Source organism: Ruegeria halocynthiae, assembly GCF_000743705.1.
GTDB classification, from domain to species: domain Bacteria; phylum Pseudomonadota; class Alphaproteobacteria; order Rhodobacterales; family Rhodobacteraceae; genus Ruegeria; species Ruegeria halocynthiae_B.
The window spans coordinates 368,668-385,234 of sequence record NZ_JQEZ01000002.1 but is presented as its reverse complement, the minus strand read 5'-3'; the positions used below and the strand labels follow the sequence as shown (position 1 = coordinate 385,234).

At 62.0% G+C, this 16,567-nt stretch carries 17 protein-coding genes; 9 read left to right on the top strand and 8 right to left on the bottom strand.

Going from position 1 to position 16,567, the window contains the following annotated elements; all coding sequences use genetic code 11:
- Positions 1–47: 47 nt before the first annotated feature.
- Positions 48–851 (top strand): ABC transporter permease, encoded by an 804-nt coding sequence (locus JT51_RS08260; RefSeq protein WP_037310620.1) that lies wholly within the window; start codon positions 48–50, stop codon positions 849–851.
- Here JT51_RS08260 and JT51_RS08255 read toward each other — a convergent pair.
- The gene (locus JT51_RS08255; RefSeq protein ID WP_037311935.1) at positions 833–1,726 is read right to left on the bottom strand and encodes a DMT family transporter; all 894 of its coding nucleotides are present in this window, start codon (positions 1,724–1,726) and stop codon (positions 833–835) included. The two genes, JT51_RS08260 and JT51_RS08255, sit on opposite strands and share 19 nt — an antisense overlap.
- Before the next feature lie 290 nt (positions 1,727–2,016).
- Here JT51_RS08255 and JT51_RS08245 point away from each other — a divergent pair, with 290 nt between their 5' ends.
- Together JT51_RS08245 and argF are read left to right on the top strand one after the other, a co-directional pair.
- The gene (locus tag JT51_RS08245; RefSeq protein WP_037310614.1) at positions 2,017–3,204 is read left to right on the top strand and encodes an aspartate aminotransferase family protein; all 1,188 of its coding nucleotides are present in this window, start codon (positions 2,017–2,019) and stop codon (positions 3,202–3,204) included.
- Between the two features lie 75 nt (positions 3,205–3,279).
- Positions 3,280–4,206 (top strand): ornithine carbamoyltransferase, encoded by a 927-nt coding sequence (gene argF / locus JT51_RS08240; protein ID WP_037310611.1) that lies wholly within the window; start codon positions 3,280–3,282, stop codon positions 4,204–4,206.
- On the opposite strand, the gene JT51_RS08235 is transcribed toward argF, so the two are convergent.
- Both JT51_RS08235 and JT51_RS08230 read right to left on the bottom strand, forming a co-directional pair.
- Positions 4,203–4,811, bottom strand: a complete 609-nt coding sequence (locus JT51_RS08235) for a ferric reductase-like transmembrane domain-containing protein (protein WP_037310609.1) — start codon at positions 4,809–4,811, stop codon at positions 4,203–4,205. The two genes, argF and JT51_RS08235, sit on opposite strands and share 4 nt — an antisense overlap.
- 13 nt (positions 4,812–4,824) lie before the next feature.
- Positions 4,825–5,313, bottom strand: a complete 489-nt coding sequence (locus JT51_RS08230; RefSeq protein WP_037310606.1) for a hypothetical protein — start codon at positions 5,311–5,313, stop codon at positions 4,825–4,827.
- Positions 5,314–5,593: 280 nt separating this feature from the next.
- On the opposite strand from JT51_RS08230, the gene JT51_RS08225 reads away from it, so the two are divergent.
- Together JT51_RS08225 and JT51_RS08220 are read left to right on the top strand one after the other, a co-directional pair.
- Positions 5,594–6,556 carry a pirin family protein gene (locus tag JT51_RS08225; protein ID WP_037310603.1) on the top strand — a complete coding sequence of 321 codons (963 nt, stop codon included), beginning with the start codon at positions 5,594–5,596 and terminating at the stop codon, positions 6,554–6,556.
- A gap of 77 nt (positions 6,557–6,633) precedes the next feature.
- On the top strand, positions 6,634–7,608 hold the full coding sequence (locus tag JT51_RS08220) for a 2-dehydropantoate 2-reductase (protein WP_037310601.1): 975 nt from the start codon (positions 6,634–6,636) through the stop codon (positions 7,606–7,608).
- Between the two features lie 6 nt (positions 7,609–7,614).
- On the opposite strand, the gene JT51_RS08215 is transcribed toward JT51_RS08220, so the two are convergent.
- The 3 genes from JT51_RS08215 to hrpB form a co-directional block, all read right to left on the bottom strand.
- Positions 7,615–9,093, bottom strand: coding sequence for an inorganic phosphate transporter (locus JT51_RS08215; RefSeq protein ID WP_037310598.1), 1,479 nt, complete (start codon positions 9,091–9,093; stop codon positions 7,615–7,617).
- Positions 9,094–9,188: 95 nt separating this feature from the next.
- Positions 9,189–9,647 carry an NUDIX hydrolase gene (locus tag JT51_RS08210; RefSeq protein ID WP_037310595.1) on the bottom strand — a complete coding sequence of 153 codons (459 nt, stop codon included), beginning with the start codon at positions 9,645–9,647 and terminating at the stop codon, positions 9,189–9,191.
- Between the two features lie 111 nt (positions 9,648–9,758).
- Entirely contained in the window at positions 9,759–12,203 is a 2,445-nt protein-coding gene (gene hrpB, locus JT51_RS08205) for an ATP-dependent helicase HrpB (RefSeq protein ID WP_037310593.1), read from the bottom strand.
- 202 nt (positions 12,204–12,405) lie between these two features.
- Here hrpB and meaB point away from each other — a divergent pair, with 202 nt between their 5' ends.
- The 4 genes from meaB (at position 12,406) to JT51_RS08185 (ending at position 15,102) form a co-directional block, all read left to right on the top strand.
- Entirely contained in the window at positions 12,406–13,377 is a 972-nt protein-coding gene (gene meaB / locus JT51_RS08200) for a methylmalonyl Co-A mutase-associated GTPase MeaB (RefSeq protein ID WP_051927497.1), read from the top strand.
- A gap of 163 nt (positions 13,378–13,540) precedes the next feature.
- A complete protein-coding gene (gene rpmB / locus JT51_RS08195; protein WP_037310591.1) occupies positions 13,541–13,828 on the top strand; it encodes a 50S ribosomal protein L28 in 288 nt (95 codons plus the stop codon).
- Between the two features lie 412 nt (positions 13,829–14,240).
- Entirely contained in the window at positions 14,241–14,591 is a 351-nt protein-coding gene (locus JT51_RS08190) for a hypothetical protein (RefSeq protein ID WP_037310588.1), read from the top strand.
- Positions 14,592–14,634: 43 nt separating this feature from the next.
- On the top strand, positions 14,635–15,102 hold the full coding sequence (locus JT51_RS08185) for a copper chaperone PCu(A)C (protein ID WP_037310585.1): 468 nt from the start codon (positions 14,635–14,637) through the stop codon (positions 15,100–15,102).
- Between the two features lie 88 nt (positions 15,103–15,190).
- Here JT51_RS08185 and JT51_RS08180 read toward each other — a convergent pair whose 3' ends face one another.
- Both JT51_RS08180 and JT51_RS08175 read right to left on the bottom strand, forming a co-directional pair.
- Positions 15,191–15,799, bottom strand: a complete 609-nt coding sequence (locus tag JT51_RS08180) for an HdeD family acid-resistance protein (protein WP_037310583.1) — start codon at positions 15,797–15,799, stop codon at positions 15,191–15,193.
- 69 nt (positions 15,800–15,868) lie between these two features.
- Positions 15,869–16,564 carry an NAD-dependent deacylase gene (locus tag JT51_RS08175; protein ID WP_037310580.1) on the bottom strand — a complete coding sequence of 232 codons (696 nt, stop codon included), beginning with the start codon at positions 16,562–16,564 and terminating at the stop codon, positions 15,869–15,871.
- Positions 16,565–16,567 lie beyond the last annotated feature (3 nt).

Here is a 16,567-nt window from a genome sequence, read left to right as displayed (position 1 = left end):
TGCGGGCCGAGTTACAAGCGGTCTTCGAATCAGGTAAAGGGCAGATCATGCAGAATCTCGTGGATCACGATGCGCGCCGCTTTGGCGCGGTCAACTGGATGGGGCTTTACACCCTGGCACAGCGTGAAACGCTGCGCTTTCTTGCGGTCTGGACCCAAACCCTGCTGGCGCCGCTGGTGACCGCCGGGCTGTTCCTGCTGATCTTCAACATTGCCATCGGGCCCAGCCGATCCGATGTGATGGGCGTGCCGTTTCTGACTTTTCTGGCCCCCGGCATCATGATGATGACGGTGATCCAGAATGCATTTGCCAACACCTCGTCCTCGATGGTGATCGCCAAGGTGCAGGGCAATATCGTCGATACGCTGATGCCGCCGCTATCGCCGCTGGAAACCCTGCTGGGGTATCTGGCAGGGGGCGTCGCCCGGGGCGTATTGATCGCGCTGGTCGTCGCCACGGCGCTGGCATTGGTGCTGGGGTTGGTGCCGCAGAACCCGCTGATCGCGCTGATCTTTGTGATCCTCGGCGGGGCTTTCATGGGCGGGCTGGGCCTGCTGGCCGGAATTTTTGCCAACAAGTTCGATCAGATGGCGGCGATCACCAACTTCATCGTCACGCCGCTGGCCTTCCTGTCGGGCACTTTCTATTCCGTCGATGCGCTGCCGCCGGTGCTGAACGTGATCAGTCATGTGAACCCGGTGTTCTATCTGATCGACGGGCTGCGCTTTGGCATGATCGGCGTGTCTGACAGCTCGCCCTGGTTGGGGATGGCTGTCTGTGGCGGGGCAACGCTGGTGGTGGGGGCCGCGACCTGGCAGATGCTGCGCACGGGCTATCGGCTCAAGGCGTGACGATGCCGCGCCTCGCGCCAGACCAGAATCAGACCGCCGGTCAGGATGATGGATGAGCCGATCAGGCTGATCCCATCCGGGATCACGCGGAACACCGCGAAATCGTAAAAGGCGGCAAAGATCAGCGTTGCATAGCTGATCGGGGCCACAAAGGACGCATCGGCCCGCGCCATACCGTTGACGAAACAGGCCTGCGCGCAGGCCATCAGCACGCCAATCGCCACCAGTGCCGCCCATTGTGCGGGCGTCGGCATCTGAAACACAAAGCTGACTGCGACGCTGGCGATGGTCAGCCCCATCGCGTTGTTGATCAGCAGAATCTGGATGGGAATTTCCCGGCCCGAGAGCTTCTTGATGAAAATCAGCTCCATCCCGATCACGGCCGCCGCTGTCAGCGCCAGCAGGGCTGCGGGCTGAAAGCTGGCGGGCGTGGGCCGCAACAGGATCAACGCCCCGGCCAGTGCCACCGCCGCGGCCAGCCAGCGCCACGGTCCGACACCCTCTTTCAACAGAGGAATCGCCAGAACCATCGCAAAGACCGGGTTCAGAAAGGAAATCGCCGTGGCATCCGCAATCGGGATAAACGCGACCGATGCGAACATCAGCGTGATCCCCACCCAGCCAAAGCTTGTCCGCCCGATATGCAGCCCCCAGGCCGGGCGCCGCAGTTGCGGGCGCAGGATGCCCACCGCGCTGACGATCACCAGAAACGCGAACAGAAACCGCCCATGGCTGATCTGCATCGGATGCAGCGGCGGACCCAGCGTATCTGTCCCCAGCGCCTTGGCCAGCAGCGTTGTGCCCGCGATAAAGGCGCTGGCGACAAAGATCAGCAGGGCCGCAAGGGGCGGGTTATGGGCTTTGGCGACAAACATGGCCCACCGGTGCGTCAGAGCGGCCCAAATGGCAAGCGGCAAATGCCCGGCGCGGAAGGAATTGCACCGGCTTGCAAAATTCGGGGTTCCCAGACGTTGCGCGCGCGGCTATACGGCCCCCATGATCAAAACCGCACATATCCTGCGCCTCCGACGTCGACGCTTTACCGCGTAAGCGCCCAATTGATCTATGCGCGGTCCAAATCCGCGCAATCCCCACCAAATCTGTTGACGAACATGGGCCTGGTGTATCACTCACGGGGCTCAAGCTATCTGAAAAGGATGATCCGATGATGCCGTCCGTTCTGCCGACCTATAACCGTGCGCCCCTGACATTCGTGAAGGGCGAAGGCGCCTGGCTGACCGAGGCGGATGGCCGACGTTTTCTGGATCTGGGTGCCGGGATCGCGGTGAACGCGCTGGGCCATGCGCATCCGGCGCTGGTCGCGGCCCTGACGGAACAGGCGCATGCGTTGTGGCATGTCTCGAATCTGTACAACATCCCGCAGCAGCAGGCGCTGGCCGACAAGCTGGTTGAACATACCTTTGCCGATACGGTGTTTTTCACCAACTCCGGCACGGAATCCTGCGAACTGGCCGTGAAGATGGCCCGCAAGTATTTCTATGACAAGGATCAGGCCGAACGGGTTGAGATCATCACCTTTGACGGCTCGTTCCACGGGCGTTCTTCGGCCGGTATCGCCGCCGCCGGGTCCGAGAAGATGACCAAGGGCTTTGGCCCGCTGCTGCCCGGCTTTGTCCACCTGACATTCGGAGACCTCGACGGCGTGACCAACGCGATCACTGACCAGACTGCGGCAATCCTGATCGAACCCATTCAGGGCGAGGGCGGTATCCGTCCCGTGCCGGACGCCGAACTCAAGGCCCTGCGCCAGATTTGCGACGACAATGGCCTGCTGTTGATCCTGGATGAGGTGCAATGCGGCGTCGGCCGTACCGGCAAGCTGTTCGCCCACGAATGGGCGGGTATCACGCCGGACATCATGATGGTCGCCAAAGGCATCGGCGGTGGCTTCCCGCTGGGCGCGGTGCTGGCGACCGAGGACGCAGCCAGCGGCATGACCGCAGGCACCCATGGTTCCACCTATGGCGGCAATCCGCTGGGCTGTGCCGTGGGCTGTGCCGTGTTGGATCAGGTTGCGACACCTGCATTCCTTGATGGCGTGAACCGCAAAGCCGGGATGCTGCGTCAGAAACTCGAAGGCCTGATCGCCGACCACTCCGAAGTGTTCGAAGAGGTGCGCGGCGCGGGCCTGATGCTGGGCCTCAAATGCAAGCCGACCAATCTCGACGTGGTTAACGCAGGTTATGACAATCAGGTCATCACCGTTCCGGCCGCTGACAACGTCATCCGACTGCTGCCACCCCTGACCCTGACCGAGGACGACATCGCACAGGCCGTGATCCGCCTCGACAAGGCCGCCAAACAGGTTGCGGCCAGCCTTACCGCCGCCTGATCATTAACTAGTACCAATTACTCCGGGGGTCCGGGGGTAAAGCCCCCGACAACCGATAGCCAAAAGCGACATGATATGAACCACTTCCTTGATATCCACAAAACCGATACGACTGAACTGCGGACCATGATTGATCAGGCCGGCGCGATGAAACAGGCCCGTCTGGGCCGCCCCAAAGCTGCACTTGATGATGAGCAGCCGCTCAAGGATCGCATGGTTGCGCTGATCTTCGAAAAACCATCGACCCGGACGCGCGTGTCCTTTGACGTTGGCGTGCGCCAGATGGGCGGGCAGACGATGGTTCTGTCCGGCAAGGATATGCAACTGGGCCATGGCGAAACCATCGCTGACACCGCCCGCGTGCTGTCACGTTATGTCGACATGATCATGATCCGCACATTCGATGAAACCATCCTGACCGAGATGTCGCAATACTCCGACGTGCCGGTGATCAACGGCCTGACCGACCGCACCCATCCCTGCCAGATCATGGCCGATGTTTTGACGTTCGAAGAACACCGCGGGCCGATCAAGGGCAAAAAGGTGGTCTGGACCGGCGATGGCAACAATGTCTGCGCCTCGTTCCTGCACGCCGCAGGCCAGTTCGGGTTTGACCTGACCTTTACCGGCCCCGCCCAGCTGGACCCCGAGGAGGAGTTCATCGGCCTCGCCCGTAAGCAGGGTTCGAGAATCGTGATCGAACGCGACGCGTTCAAAGCCGTCGAAGGGGCGGATCTTGTGGTCGCCGACACTTGGGTGTCGATGCACGATTCCCAATCTGCCAAGGAACGCCGCCACAACCTGCTGCGCCCCTATCAGGTGAATGCCGAACTTATGGCCCACGCCAAACCCGACGCGCTGTTCATGCATTGCCTGCCCGCCCACCGCGAGGAGGAGGCGACATCCGAGGTGATGGACGGCCCGAACTCGGTCATCTTCGATGAGGCCGAAAACCGCCTGCACGCGCAAAAAGCCATCATGCGTTGGTGTCTGGGGGTTTAACCCACGCGCCGCCGCACATCCCAGACCCGCAATCTGGCGAGCGTCCGGGCGCTCGCCAGCAAGACCAGCCCGCACAGGGTGGTCTTCGTCATGACCTCCATCGTGCCTTCGATCAGCATCGCATGCACGACACTGCCGACAATCGTCACGGTCGCCGCTCCGGTATGACCCAGCCGCCAAACGCGAAACCGTAACGCCAGACGTTGCCGGAACAGGCCCAGCAGGGCCGCCGCAAACGCGGCCCACATCGCAATCACGCCCCAGGCGGAAAACGGTGTCGGAGATACAAACAGCAACGCATCAACCACATCCGGCGGGCTGGTGACCCACAACCCGCCGACATGGATCAAAATCGCGGCGACCAGCGTAAGCCCGGCAAATCGGTGCAGGTGGCGGCTTTTCACCGGCGACAGGCCGGGCAAATAGCGCCCTGCCAACAGTGGTTGTACCAGCAGCACTGCCATTCCGATGATCCCGGCGAACCCGGCGATGATGTAGGTCGGATCACGCCATTCCAGCAAAGGGCTCATGGCTGCGGCGGCAATCGGCACCACAATCGCGCAGGCCAAAACCGCCCAGATCAGGATCATGCGGGTGGTGTTCATGGAACGGCGGACGTCAGGCGGGCTGCAAAACGAAATGCGCGCTCAGGGTTTTGTCCCTTGAACTGGACATGACCGGGCGCAGGAACACCGTTTCGAACTCACCGCTGTCATAGGCCAGATGCCCGTGCGGCTGGCCGAACGCGGGCACGATCTGCGGCATCTCCAGCCGGAATTCCCCGTTCGCGTCAGTCAGGGTCGCGCCATGGCTTTGTGGATCCCGCTCGTGCCCTTCGGTTGTGTGGGCCCAGATCTGGATGCGCTGACCAGCCATCGCAGCGCCGTCGCCCGCACGGCGCACGGTGCCGGTCATCCAGAACCCACCGCCGCCGATGCGGTCTACGATGGGCGCACCGGGGCGGTAATTGTTCGATCCGCCGCGCATAGATTTGGTCGGCGCGACCCCCGCTGCGCGGGCGGGCAGGACCAGCCCGACAATTCCGGTGACGCACAGCGCACTACCTGTGGTGATGAGGGAACGGCGGGTGAAACGGACACCGGACATGGAATGCTCTCCTCCCTGAGCGGGCTACGATCTGCCGGGCCTTTCGGGGCCGGGCACGTTTGGTTTTAAAGTATAGCACGGTCGCCGGGAATTCCGAGTTCGGCTCGTCAAAGTTGATGCTTCGTGGGTCACCGCTGTGTGACCCGGCTGTCCCAATTATCATGAGAACATGCACCGGTAATGTGCGCTCATGCGATATTGCCCTATGGCGTAACACCTTTATCTTGCACAGGTGAACACCGAATGCCCCGGACACCCTTTCGATCAAGCGAGAACAGGCATGAGCTGGAACCCGACCCACACCCCCAAAGACGCGACCGATAACCCGGCGCTGGACGCGTTGATCATCCCGCGCGCCCGTGATCTGGGCGGGTTCGAGGTGCGCCGGGCGCTGCCCTCAGTTCAGCGTCAGCTTGTCGGCCCGTTCATCTTTTTCGACCAGATGGGTCCTGCCGAATTTATTACCGAAGGCGGTATCGACGTGCGCCCGCACCCTCATATCGGGCTGGGCACCGTGACCTACCTGTATCAGGGTGAATTCGAACATCGCGACAGCCTGGGCACTCATCAGATGATTTACCCCGGCGAGGTCAACTGGATGGTCGCCGGGCGTGGTGTCACCCATTCGGAACGCACCAGCGCCGAGACACGGGGCAAACGACACAGCCTGTTCGGCATCCAGACCTGGATCGCACTGCCCGAAGCGTACGAAGACATGGCCCCCGACTTTGAGCATCACAAACAGGGCGCGTTGCCCCATATTCAGGACAGCGGCGTCAGCGCGCGGCTGATCCTTGGTTCGGCCTACGGGGAAAGCAGCCCGGTCACGATGCTGTCGGAAACCTTCTATCTGGACGTGCAACTGGACCCCGGCGCATCCTTTCCTTTGCCAGACGATCACGAAGATCGCGGTGTCTATGTCACGCAAGGCGCGGTCGACATTGCCGGGGACACTTTCGATCAAGGCCGCATGATGGTGTTCCGCCCCGGCGACAATCTGTCGGTCAAGGCCGGGCCGATGGGTGCGCGACTGATGCTGCTGGGCGGCGCGACCTTGAACGAGGATCGCTATATCTGGTGGAACTTCGTCTCGTCCTCGAAAGAAAAAATCGAAAGTGCCACCCGGGAATGGAAAACAGCCGACTGGGCAAACGGAGCCTTTCATTTGCCGCCCGGTGATAATCAGGAGTTCATTCCGATCTCGGATGACTTGGAACGAACCAAGCCGCGGCTGGCGCGCTGAACGCGACGTCAACGCGGGCACGGCTTGCCCGGACATCCGGTCCCGGTGATCCTTTCCGCAACAACGGGGGGGCACCAATGAAGATCGTGATAGCTGGCGCAGGCAGCATAGGGTGCTATTGCGGGGCACTGCTGGCGGATGCAGGGCATGACGTGACCCTGTTGGGCCGTCCGCGCATTCTGAACCCGATCCAGGAGAAGGGGCTGACGGTAACCGATTTCGCGGGCCTTCGCCGCCATGTTGTCGCGGGTGATCTGACCCTGACGCAAGACCCGGTCTGCCTGAATGGCGCTGAGGTGGTCATTGTCACGGTGAAAACCGGCGCGACAGCAGAAATGGCCGGTCAGATCACGCAATACGCGCCGAAATCCACCCCGATACTGTCCTGGCAAAACGGCATGGAAAACGCCCGTACCCTGCGCGCGGCTCTGCCCGATCACGACGTGTGTGCAGGCATGGTGCCCTTTAACGTCGTGCCGTCCGCCCCGGCCAGTTTTCACCGCGCCACATCGGGTGAGATCGTCATCCAAAGTGGCCCCGGCGGGATGGGTCAAACGCTCAGCAGCGCTGAACTGCCTGTTGTCGAACGCGATGACATTGAGGCTGTGCAATGGGGCAAGCTGGTGATCAACCTCAACAATGCGCTGAACGCGCTGTCGGGGCTGACGCTGAAAGAACAATTGCTGAACCGAAACTGGCGTCGCCTGATGGCCGATCAGATGGCCGAGGCCCTGTGTGTTCTCAAGGTTGCGGGTCATCCCGTTGCCTCGACCACACCGCTACCCGCCTGGATGACACCGCATATCCTGCGCCTGCCGACACCGCTGTTCACCCGGATCGCGGCCCGTATGCTGACCATCGACCCAAGCGCGCGGACCTCGATGGCGTATGATCTGGCGGCGGGCCGTCCGACCGAGATCGACAGCCTGCAGGGAGAGATCATTCGCATCGGTGCCGAAACCGGTACGCCGACGCCGATTTGTGCCAAAGTCCTGCGCCTGATCGAACAGCAACCGGGCACAGCCCTGAAGCCTGATCAGATCTTTGGTTGAGACGATTCAGGTAAAGGCGGTCAACACCCAGAAGATTGCAGCGGACATCAACGCGGCGGCCGGAACGGTTATAACCCAGGCGGCCACAATGGTCATGAAATGCGAACGCCGCACCAGCTTGCGTCGCTGATGTTCCTCGCGTGCCAATCGGCGTTCGGGCGGGCGATGGCTGTTCGATTTCTTCCAGCGCCGGTCCGAGTGCCATTCGCGGTAAAACCCAACGCCGAACACGGCCCCAACCGCAATATGGGTCGAACTGACAGGCAGGCCCAGCCAGCTGGCTACAATCACCGTGATCGCCGCCGACAGCGCTACGCAAAATGCACGCATTGGGTTCAACTTGGTGATCTGACTGCCGACCATTCGGATCAGCTTGGGCCCAAACAGGAACAGGCCGAAGGAAATGCCGAAGGCACCGATGACCATGACCCAGTTCGGAATGGCCACTTTTGAGGCGAAATCGCCAAATTCGGCCGTGTGCACAATGGCGGCCAGTGGACCGACCGCGTTGGCCACGTCGTTTGCGCCGTGCGCAAAGCTTAGAAACGTGGCCGAGATGACCAGCGGCAGGCCGAACAGCGCTTTCAGGGATCGCGTTCGGTTTTCCATGCCTTCGGACTTGCGCCGCACCCAGGGGACAGTGACAGCCCAGACCAGAAAGCCTGTGGTCAGGCCGATCAGCAGCGCGATCTCGATATCAACCTTAACGATGCGTTTCAGGCCCTTTACGGCCAGATAAGTGGAAAACGCCCCGGCCATCACCGCCACAAGGATCGGCACCCAGCGGCGCGCGGCCGCGATTTTGTCGTCCTGATATTGGACCTTGGTTTTGATCAGGGCCAGAAACCCGGCGGCGATTGCGCCGCCCAGAACAGGTGAGATAACCCAGCTGGCTGCAATCGCGCTCATCGTGCCCCAACTGACTGCGCTTAGGCCCGCGGCGGCAATTCCGGCCCCCATGACACCACCAACAACCGAATGTGTGGTCGAAACGGGTGCGCCGACCCAAGTGGCCAGATTGACCCACATCGCCGATGAGATCAGCGCCGCCATCATCGCCCAGACGAACACATCGCTGTTCTGTACCGAGTTGGGATCAATGATCCCCTTGGAAATGGTCGACACCACATCACCACCTGCGAGCAGCGCACCGGCACTTTCGGCGATGGCGGCAATGACGATCGCCCCGCCCATCGTCAGCGCATTTGCACCGACCGCAGGACCCATGTTGTTTGCTACGTCATTGGCGCCGATATTGATCGCCATATAGGCCCCGAAGGCCGCCGCCGCAGCAACGATAAGGCCACCATCCGCCTGACCGAACAGCACTGCGGCAACCAGCCCGGCCAATGCGATAAAGGCCAGCGCGATTCCGGGCGCCAGCAAAGGGCGCGCCACATGAGCGTTGGCATTTTCGACCCGTGAAATTCGGTGCAGGTCAGTATCCAGCGCTTGCCAGCGGGATTTGGCGTTCAGGTTTGGCATGGGCATTTTTTTAAGGGCTGTTTGACTTGACCGGCGCAGCTATCGGGTTCCGGGCCGTTTGGCAACCGGACTGTCATAAAAATGTCGCGACCGGGTTACAGGCTCAGCAGTAGGGTACTCAGCCCGGGTTCCTGAACGCGTTCTGCCGCGATATCAGGCGATACCCAACTGCGCTGACGCTCACCGGCCTCAGGATATTGATCCGCCAATTCTTTTACCGCGACGTAGTAGACATTTGTCTGAACCTGCTGCGCGGTCCCATCTTTCAGGATCTTGTCATAGGTGAATTGACCAAGCGCCTCACGCTCATACCGTTCAGGCCGAACACCGGCCTCTTCCCACGCCTCTTGCAGGGCGGTTTCCGCCCCTTCTTTTCCGTCAATCGGCCAGCCTTTGGGGATGATCCAGCGACCCGAGTCGCGGCTGGTGATCAACAAAACCTCTTTACCGTCGTCGGTTTCTCGTACGCATAGGGCCGCGAATTGCACCCGTTTGGGGCGCAACACCATGGGGCGGGCGATGCCTTCCCAGATTTTTCGCAGCCATGTCGACATATATTCTAAAACCCGTGCAAATCCTGTCTTGAGCCGTAGAGACATAACAATGAAACTTGGGTCTATCAACGTGTCCCTTAATATACGCTTACTTTCTGTCGGAAATCGGGGTCACTTGCGCCGTTTGGCCCGCAAGGTCGGGTCGGCCTGTGTCGGGTCTTCGGGCCAGGGGTGCTTGGGGTATTGCGCGCGCATGTCCTTGCGGACATCCTCATACGATCCGGCCCAGAAGCCGGGCAGATCGCGGGTGATCTGGATCGGGCGTTGCGCGGGCGATAGCAGGGTGATCTTCAATGCCTCGCCGCCAACGACAGGGTGCCGGGTGACGCCGAACAGCTCTTGCAGACGAACCGAGATTTCGGGGATCGCGCCGCCATAGTCAATCGGCACCTTGCGCCCCAGCGGCGTTTCAAACGATCCTGGTGCGCGGCGGTTCAGTTCCTGCGTCTGGTTCCAGTCCAGCCGGGCGCGCAGCGCGGGCAGCAGGTCGAACCGTTTCCATTCCTCGGCAGTGCGCACGCCCGACAGCATCGGCAGCAACCAGTCCTCCAGCGACATCATCAGCCCATCGACCGAGAAATCCGGTAGGTCTGCGCCCTCGGCCCGCACCAGTTCCACCCGCGCGGCCAGCCGGGCGGCGGCCCCGTTCAGTCGCAAACCCAGATCGCGCACCCCATCCAGCATGGCCAGCGCTACCTTATCGTCGGGCACATCCTTCCAAACGCGATCCCCTAACGTGATAGCGCCCAGCCTTTCCTGCTGCCGGGCCACGACCCGGCGATCACGTTTTGACCACTCGCAGGTCTCGGCCCAGCCGATCTGATCTGCAAACAACGCGCGGATTTCGCTCTCGGATATCTGGACAGCCATCCGAACGCGCGCCTCACGCGGGTTGCCGTCGGTGTCCGTGACCACCAGATAAGGCGCGGCGGCCAGCGTGTCGCCGCTGTCCAGAACAACGCCCTTGCCACCCGACAGAACATAGCGCGGCACGTCGCCCTTGCGGCGCTGCCCGACCCGGTCAGGATAGGCCAGCGCGGCCATCTGGGCCGGGCTATAGTCGCCCGAACCGCCTTGTCTACCCAGCCGTTTGGCCTCGGATTTGATCCGCTCCACCGCGCCCGCATTCACCTGCCACACCCGGTTGCGTTGAAACACACGCAGGTCGCGCAACGCTTCGAGCCGTAGCAGCATATCAACCGGCGCGCCCCTGAGCGGGTCACGCTCGGCCATCAGCGCGGCCAGCGGTGCGGCGTCAGATCCGGCTCGTACCAGCATATGCCCCAATCGCGGATGCAAGGGCAGTGCGGACAAGGCCCGCCCGTGATCGGTGATCCGCCCTTTGCCATCCAATGCGCCCAGCATCGCGAGAAGGCTGCGCGCCTCGGTCATGGTGCCGTCAGGTGGGGGTGTCAGAAAAGCCAGATCGTCCGGCTCGGCCCCCCACAGGGCCAGTTCCAACGCCAGCCCGGTCAGGTCGGCGGCCCCGATCTCGGCAGGAGGATAGGCGGAAAGCGCCCCTTCTTCGCCCCGTGACCACAGGCGGTAACATACTCCTTCGGCCACACGGCCCGCGCGGCCTGCCCGCTGCGTGGCCTCGGCCCGCGTCACCCGTTCCGTCACCAGCCGCGACATGCCTGATCCCGGATCGAACCGCGCCCGCCGCGCCTGTCCCATGTCCACCACCACGCGGATATCGGGAATGGTCAGCGAGGTTTCGGCAATCGACGTTGCCAGCACCACCTTGCGCCCGATCTCGACCGGTCCAATCGCCGCGCGCTGGGCGGCAAAGGGCAGGGCACCAAACAGGGGCCGTATCTCGCAATCCTTGGGCAGACGGCTGGTCAGGGCGGCCTCGGCCCGCCGGATTTCACCCTCGCCGGGCAGGAACACCAGTATTCCGCCGCCTGTGTCGCGCGTGTCCCGCTCGGCCTGCGCCACCAGATCGACCAGCGCATCCAGCCGCCGCGCCTGCGCGCCCAATGGGCGATCCAGCCAGCGCGTTTCTACAGGATAGCTGCGCCCTTCGGACGTCACCAACGGCGCGCTCATCAATTGGCCCACCGGTTCGGCATCCAGTGTTGCCGACATCGCCAGCAGGATCAGATCGTCCCGCAGCGCGCCGGTGACCTCAAGGCACAGGGCCAGCCCCAGATCGGCGTTCAGCGAGCGTTCGTGGAATTCGTCGAAAATCACCGCGCCGACACCGGGCAGGTCAGGCTCGGATTGCAGCATCCGGGTCAGGACGCCTTCGGTCACCACTTCGATTCGCGTCTGTTTCGATACTTTCGCGTCGCCCCGCACGCGGTATCCGACGGTTTGGCCCGCGCGCTCGCCCAGCGTTTCGGCCATGCGCTCGGCGGCGGCGCGTGCCGCCAGACGGCGGGGTTCCAACATCACGATTTTCCCGCGACACAAACCTGCGCCCAGCATCGCCAGTGGCACACGCGTTGTCTTGCCTGCCCCCGGTGGGGCCTGCAAAACCGCGCGGCCTGCGGTGGTCAGGGCCTTGAGCAGATCAGGAATGGCATCGTCGATGGGCAGGCGTATTGTCATTCAGGCTTTATCCGCCAACTGCTGGCAGAGGTCCAGTTCCACTGTTGGCCGGTCAGCCCGGAGGATGATGCAAGGGACAGAGGACCACCAGCAACACATTCAATCGAACAATCTGCATCTGACAGGATTCCTGACCGCTCTGGGCTGGACAAACCACCCCCGGCGGCGGCAAGTAGTCGTGCCGCAAAAGATCGGGGTCGAAATGGAAATGGATAGCCTGGGCGACAGGATTTTGAACGGAGAGCGCCGCGCGTTGGCGCGTGCGATCACGTTGGTCGAAAGCGGCCGCGCCGATCATCGGGCGCAGGCAGTCGAATTGCTGACGCACCTGGCGCAGGCCGGGCGGCAATCGCTGCGTATCGGGCTGTCAGGCACACCGGGGGTGGGAAAATCCACCTTCATCGAAAGCTTTGGCATGATGCTGACGGCGCAGGGGCTGCGGGTTGCGGTTCTGGCGGTCGATCCCAGCTCGGCCCGGTCGGGTGGGTCGATTCTGGGGGACAAAACCCGGATGGAACGCCTGTCCCGCGACAAGAACGCCTTTATCCGCCCATCGCCCAGCCAAAACCACCTGGGCGGCGTCGCCCGTCGCACCCGCGAAGCGATTGCCCTGTGCGAGGCGGCTGATTTCGATGTGGTCCTGATTGAGACCGTGGGCGTCGGGCAATCCGAAACCGTGGTCGCGGAATTGTCTGATCTGTTTCTGCTGCTTCTGGCCCCGGCAGGCGGGGACGAATTGCAGGGCGTCAAGCGCGGCATCATGGAAATGGCCGACATGATATTGGTCAACAAAGCAGACGGAGATCTGAAGGCTGCCGCCACCCGCACTTGCGCCGATTATGCTGGTGCCCTGCGTCTGTTGCGCAAACGTCCGCAGGACCCCGAAACCTTTCCCAAGGCGATGACCGTTTCCGCGGTTGAAGAACACGGGCTGGAGCACGCGTGGGAGGAAATGCAGGCGCTGACCAAATGGCGTCGCGACAACGGCCATTGGGAAGCCAACAGGGCCGCGCAGGCACGGTATTGGTTCGGCCAAGAGGTCCGTCATTCCCTGCTGGCGCGTCTGGACACGGCGCAGGCCAAGGCGGAAATGGAACGTCTGAATACCGAGGTTTCGCAAGGGCGTCTCAGCCCTGCGCTGGCAGCGGAGCAGATGCTGGCGGGCCTGAGCTGAATGTTGTGCGGGCAAAACCAAAGAATCCGCTTTGCCTGTCTTGACCCTTCTGGCGATTCCCACTACACGCATCCAACCAGTTTTCGGGCGCGACTTCGGGTTGCGCCCCTTGTGATTTGGCCGAGGGCATCTTGCCCGGCCTCTAGAGACAAAGGAAGAAACCATGTCGCGCCGTTGCGAACTGACCGGAAAAGGCCCGATGACTGGCAACAATGTCAGCCACGCCAAAAACAGAACTCGTCGTCGTTTTCTGCCCAACCTGAACGACGTTACCCTGCAGTCGGAAACTCTGGGTCGTGGCGTCAAGCTGCGCATCTCGGCGGCTGCCCTGCGTTCGGTTGATCACCGCGGTGGTCTGGATGCGTTCCTGGCCAAAGCCAAGGACGATGAGCTGTCCGACAACGCACTGAAAGTGAAAAAGGAAATCGCCAAGGCACAAGCCGCGGCCTAAGCCCTGTTTCACTGCTGGAAATTCAGGCCCTGTACCGCGTGGTACGGGGCCTTTCTTTTGCCCAGATGCTTTGTTTGTTCTCGATGTGGAAATAAATTCATCAGGCACGTGATATTGTTCACATACACATGGCCCCGTCCGACTTATGTTTAGTCATATTCATCTGGCGGAGTTAGCTCTCATGTCTTTTAAATCTTCAGGTTATTTTTCCCTGTTGGCTACCTTCTTTGGCAAGACCCTTGGGGCATGTGTTCGAATGCAGCGTCAGGTGAACCGACTGCACACGAGCATGACCAAAGGGTCAGTCAAACGTCCCGAGCCGGACAGGTGACAGAAAACTTCTGATGGCGGGCTTCTGACGCACCCGAATGCGCTTGAAGCCCGCTTTGCCCCCGGCCTATATCGGGGCAGGATGAAACCCGTTCTGAACAGAATTCTGCCTTTGGGGCTTTCGCTGCTTGTCATTCTGACGGGGCAAGGTGTTGCCGCATCGCGTGGAATGAACCGGGCGGTGGGGCAGATGGTTCTCTGTACCGGGTCCGGACCGGTGGTTGTCTACAGTGACGCGGAAGGCCAGCCAACCAAAGCCCCGCATTTCTGTCCTGAATATGCTGTGAACCTGCTGGGGGCTGTCATTGTGGCGGCGCTTGCGGTTCCACATACGCCGCGAACCGCGCAACCAGCGCCGCTACGCTGTGCCGGAAATCTGATCGCCTTGCCTGTTCCGCGCAGGCCCGCGCGCGCGCCTCCTGTTTTGATCTGATTCACTCTTCAACCCAATCAGATATTTATGAAGGAGAGGCACAATGTCCCTCACATCCAAACTGCTGGCCACCCTGGCCGCCGCCACCCTGGCCACTGCCGCCTTTGCCCAAGACACAATCACCGTTGACGATGCCTATGCCCGGTCATCCGGCAAAACGGCCAAGGCCGGCGCGGCCTTCATGATGATTCAAAACGCGGGCGAGGCCGATGACAGGCTGGTCGGCGTTGAATCGGATGCCGCCGCGCGGGTCGAACTGCACACCCACCTGATCGACGCAAACGGCGTTGCCAAGATGACCCATGTCGAAGAGGGTTTCGTGATCCCGGCCGGGGAAACCCACATGCTGCAACGCGGGGGCGATCACGTCATGTTCATGGGTCTGACGGCACCGTTTGAGCAGGGCGCAGCGGTTCCCGTAACCCTGATTTTCGAAAAAGCAGGCGAAGTTGAAATCGAGATTCCGGTCGACCTTGAACGTCAGGACAAGGGCGGCCACGGCTCGAACTGAGGCCACGCCTGTCTTCGGGCCGCGTAGCGGCCGTCATCCATGCGTCAGGTCGGGCTTTGCCCGGCCTGTTGCCGTTGCGGTATCGGGGTCAGCGGTTGACCACGCGCATCGCCACGCGGTCATGGGCGCGTTTGAACCGCACGGTCAGAAAGAACATCACGGCCGCAAAAGCCAGAGCCGAGAAAGCAATCGCCCATCCCAGGGCCACCATGCCGCTGCCGGGCCAGAAGATCAGGACCAGCCCGATCACTAACGCCACAATCCCCGAGTTGCGTATCGTCGGGGCGTCCGGGTTCCGGTCAGGCATTTGTCGCCACGCCAGCAGCGATCCCACCCCCACGATCAGCGCCCATGCGCCCAGCAGGAAGAAGGTCAGCCGCGCCACTCCTTCGGGCCAGATCAGCAGCACCAGCCCGATCAGCAAAGCACCGATGCCGACACCGCCGATCAGGCCGCGCCGTCCAAAGCCCAGCAGGGTCAGGCCGCCGTCAAGGATCAGCAGCAGGCCAACCAGTCGCAACAGCATCGCGATGCTGTTCGTCGGCCAGAACAGGGCTGCGACCCCAAGCGCCCCGGCCAGCAACCCGCGCAGAAGGAAAGTCCACCACAGGTTCGCCAGTTGATCGCCAAGCGCATCCCGGCCCGTCTGGCTGCCGTCATCAAGGATTTCGCTGCGAGGGGTCTGGGGGTCTGTCATAGGGGGCTCCGGGCTTGTTTTGCCGTCATCATAAACACTAAACCCTGACTGTGTCTGCCGGTTTCGCCGTTAACGCGCGCCCAGCAGCCCATCGACCCAATGCGGCACCGTTTCTGTCGCCGGGCCAAGGACAACCTTGTCAAAACCGGATGCGCCGGTCGATGGTTTCAGGTTTAACTCGATGGTTTCGGCGCCCGACATGCGGGCCTCATGCACAAAGGCGGCAGCGGGGTAGACCTGACCGGACGTGCCAATGGCGGCAAAGACCGAAGCCGAGGCCAGGTGATCATAGATCGTATCCATATCATAGGGCATCTCGCCGAACCAGACCACGTCTGGACGGGCGGTCGGGGCTTTGCAAACGGGGCAGGGTTCATCCACCGCCATTTCGGGCGGTGCGGCCCAGCGGTGATCGCAGGCCGCGCACAGTGCCCCGCCCAAAGTGCCGTGCATATGAACCACACGCTCGGCCCCGCCTGTTTCATGCAGGTTGTCGACGTTCTGGGTGACGATCACCACTTCGTCAGGCCAGTCCCCTTGCAGCCGTGCCAACGCCTTATGCGCCGCATTGGGGAGGGCCTTGGCGGCCTGCACTCGGCGGGCGTTGTAAAACTCGTGAACCAGCGCCGGGTTGCGGGCAAAGCCCTCGGGGGTGGCGACATCCTCGATCCGGTGCTGGGCCCACAGGCCGCCCGCGTCGCGAAACGTCCCCAACCCGCTTTCAGCAGAAATCCCGGCCCCGGTCAGAATGACGATCTTTCCCATCTT

Coding starts and splice junctions, on each gene's coding strand:
- JT51_RS08260 (WP_037310620.1), top strand. CDS start 48: ATGCAGAATCTCGTGGATCACGATGCGCGCCGCTTTGGCGCGGTCAAC.
- JT51_RS08255 (WP_037311935.1), bottom strand. CDS start 1,726: ATGTTTGTCGCCAAAGCCCATAACCCGCCCCTTGCGGCCCTGCTGATC.
- JT51_RS08245 (WP_037310614.1), top strand. CDS start 2,017: ATGATGCCGTCCGTTCTGCCGACCTATAACCGTGCGCCCCTGACATTC.
- argF (WP_037310611.1), top strand. CDS start 3,280: ATGAACCACTTCCTTGATATCCACAAAACCGATACGACTGAACTGCGG.
- JT51_RS08235 (WP_037310609.1), bottom strand. CDS start 4,811: ATGAACACCACCCGCATGATCCTGATCTGGGCGGTTTTGGCCTGCGCG.
- JT51_RS08230 (WP_037310606.1), bottom strand. CDS start 5,313: ATGTCCGGTGTCCGTTTCACCCGCCGTTCCCTCATCACCACAGGTAGT.
- JT51_RS08225 (WP_037310603.1), top strand. CDS start 5,594: ATGAGCTGGAACCCGACCCACACCCCCAAAGACGCGACCGATAACCCG.
- JT51_RS08220 (WP_037310601.1), top strand. CDS start 6,634: ATGAAGATCGTGATAGCTGGCGCAGGCAGCATAGGGTGCTATTGCGGG.
- JT51_RS08215 (WP_037310598.1), bottom strand. CDS start 9,093: ATGCCAAACCTGAACGCCAAATCCCGCTGGCAAGCGCTGGATACTGAC.
- JT51_RS08210 (WP_037310595.1), bottom strand. CDS start 9,647: ATGTCGACATGGCTGCGAAAAATCTGGGAAGGCATCGCCCGCCCCATG.
- hrpB (WP_037310593.1), bottom strand. CDS start 12,203: ATGACAATACGCCTGCCCATCGACGATGCCATTCCTGATCTGCTCAAG.
- meaB (WP_051927497.1), top strand. CDS start 12,406: ATGGAAATGGATAGCCTGGGCGACAGGATTTTGAACGGAGAGCGCCGC.
- rpmB (WP_037310591.1), top strand. CDS start 13,541: ATGTCGCGCCGTTGCGAACTGACCGGAAAAGGCCCGATGACTGGCAAC.
- JT51_RS08190 (WP_037310588.1), top strand. CDS start 14,241: ATGAAACCCGTTCTGAACAGAATTCTGCCTTTGGGGCTTTCGCTGCTT.
- JT51_RS08185 (WP_037310585.1), top strand. CDS start 14,635: ATGTCCCTCACATCCAAACTGCTGGCCACCCTGGCCGCCGCCACCCTG.
- JT51_RS08180 (WP_037310583.1), bottom strand. CDS start 15,799: ATGACAGACCCCCAGACCCCTCGCAGCGAAATCCTTGATGACGGCAGC.
- JT51_RS08175 (WP_037310580.1), bottom strand. CDS start 16,564: ATGGGAAAGATCGTCATTCTGACCGGGGCCGGGATTTCTGCTGAAAGC.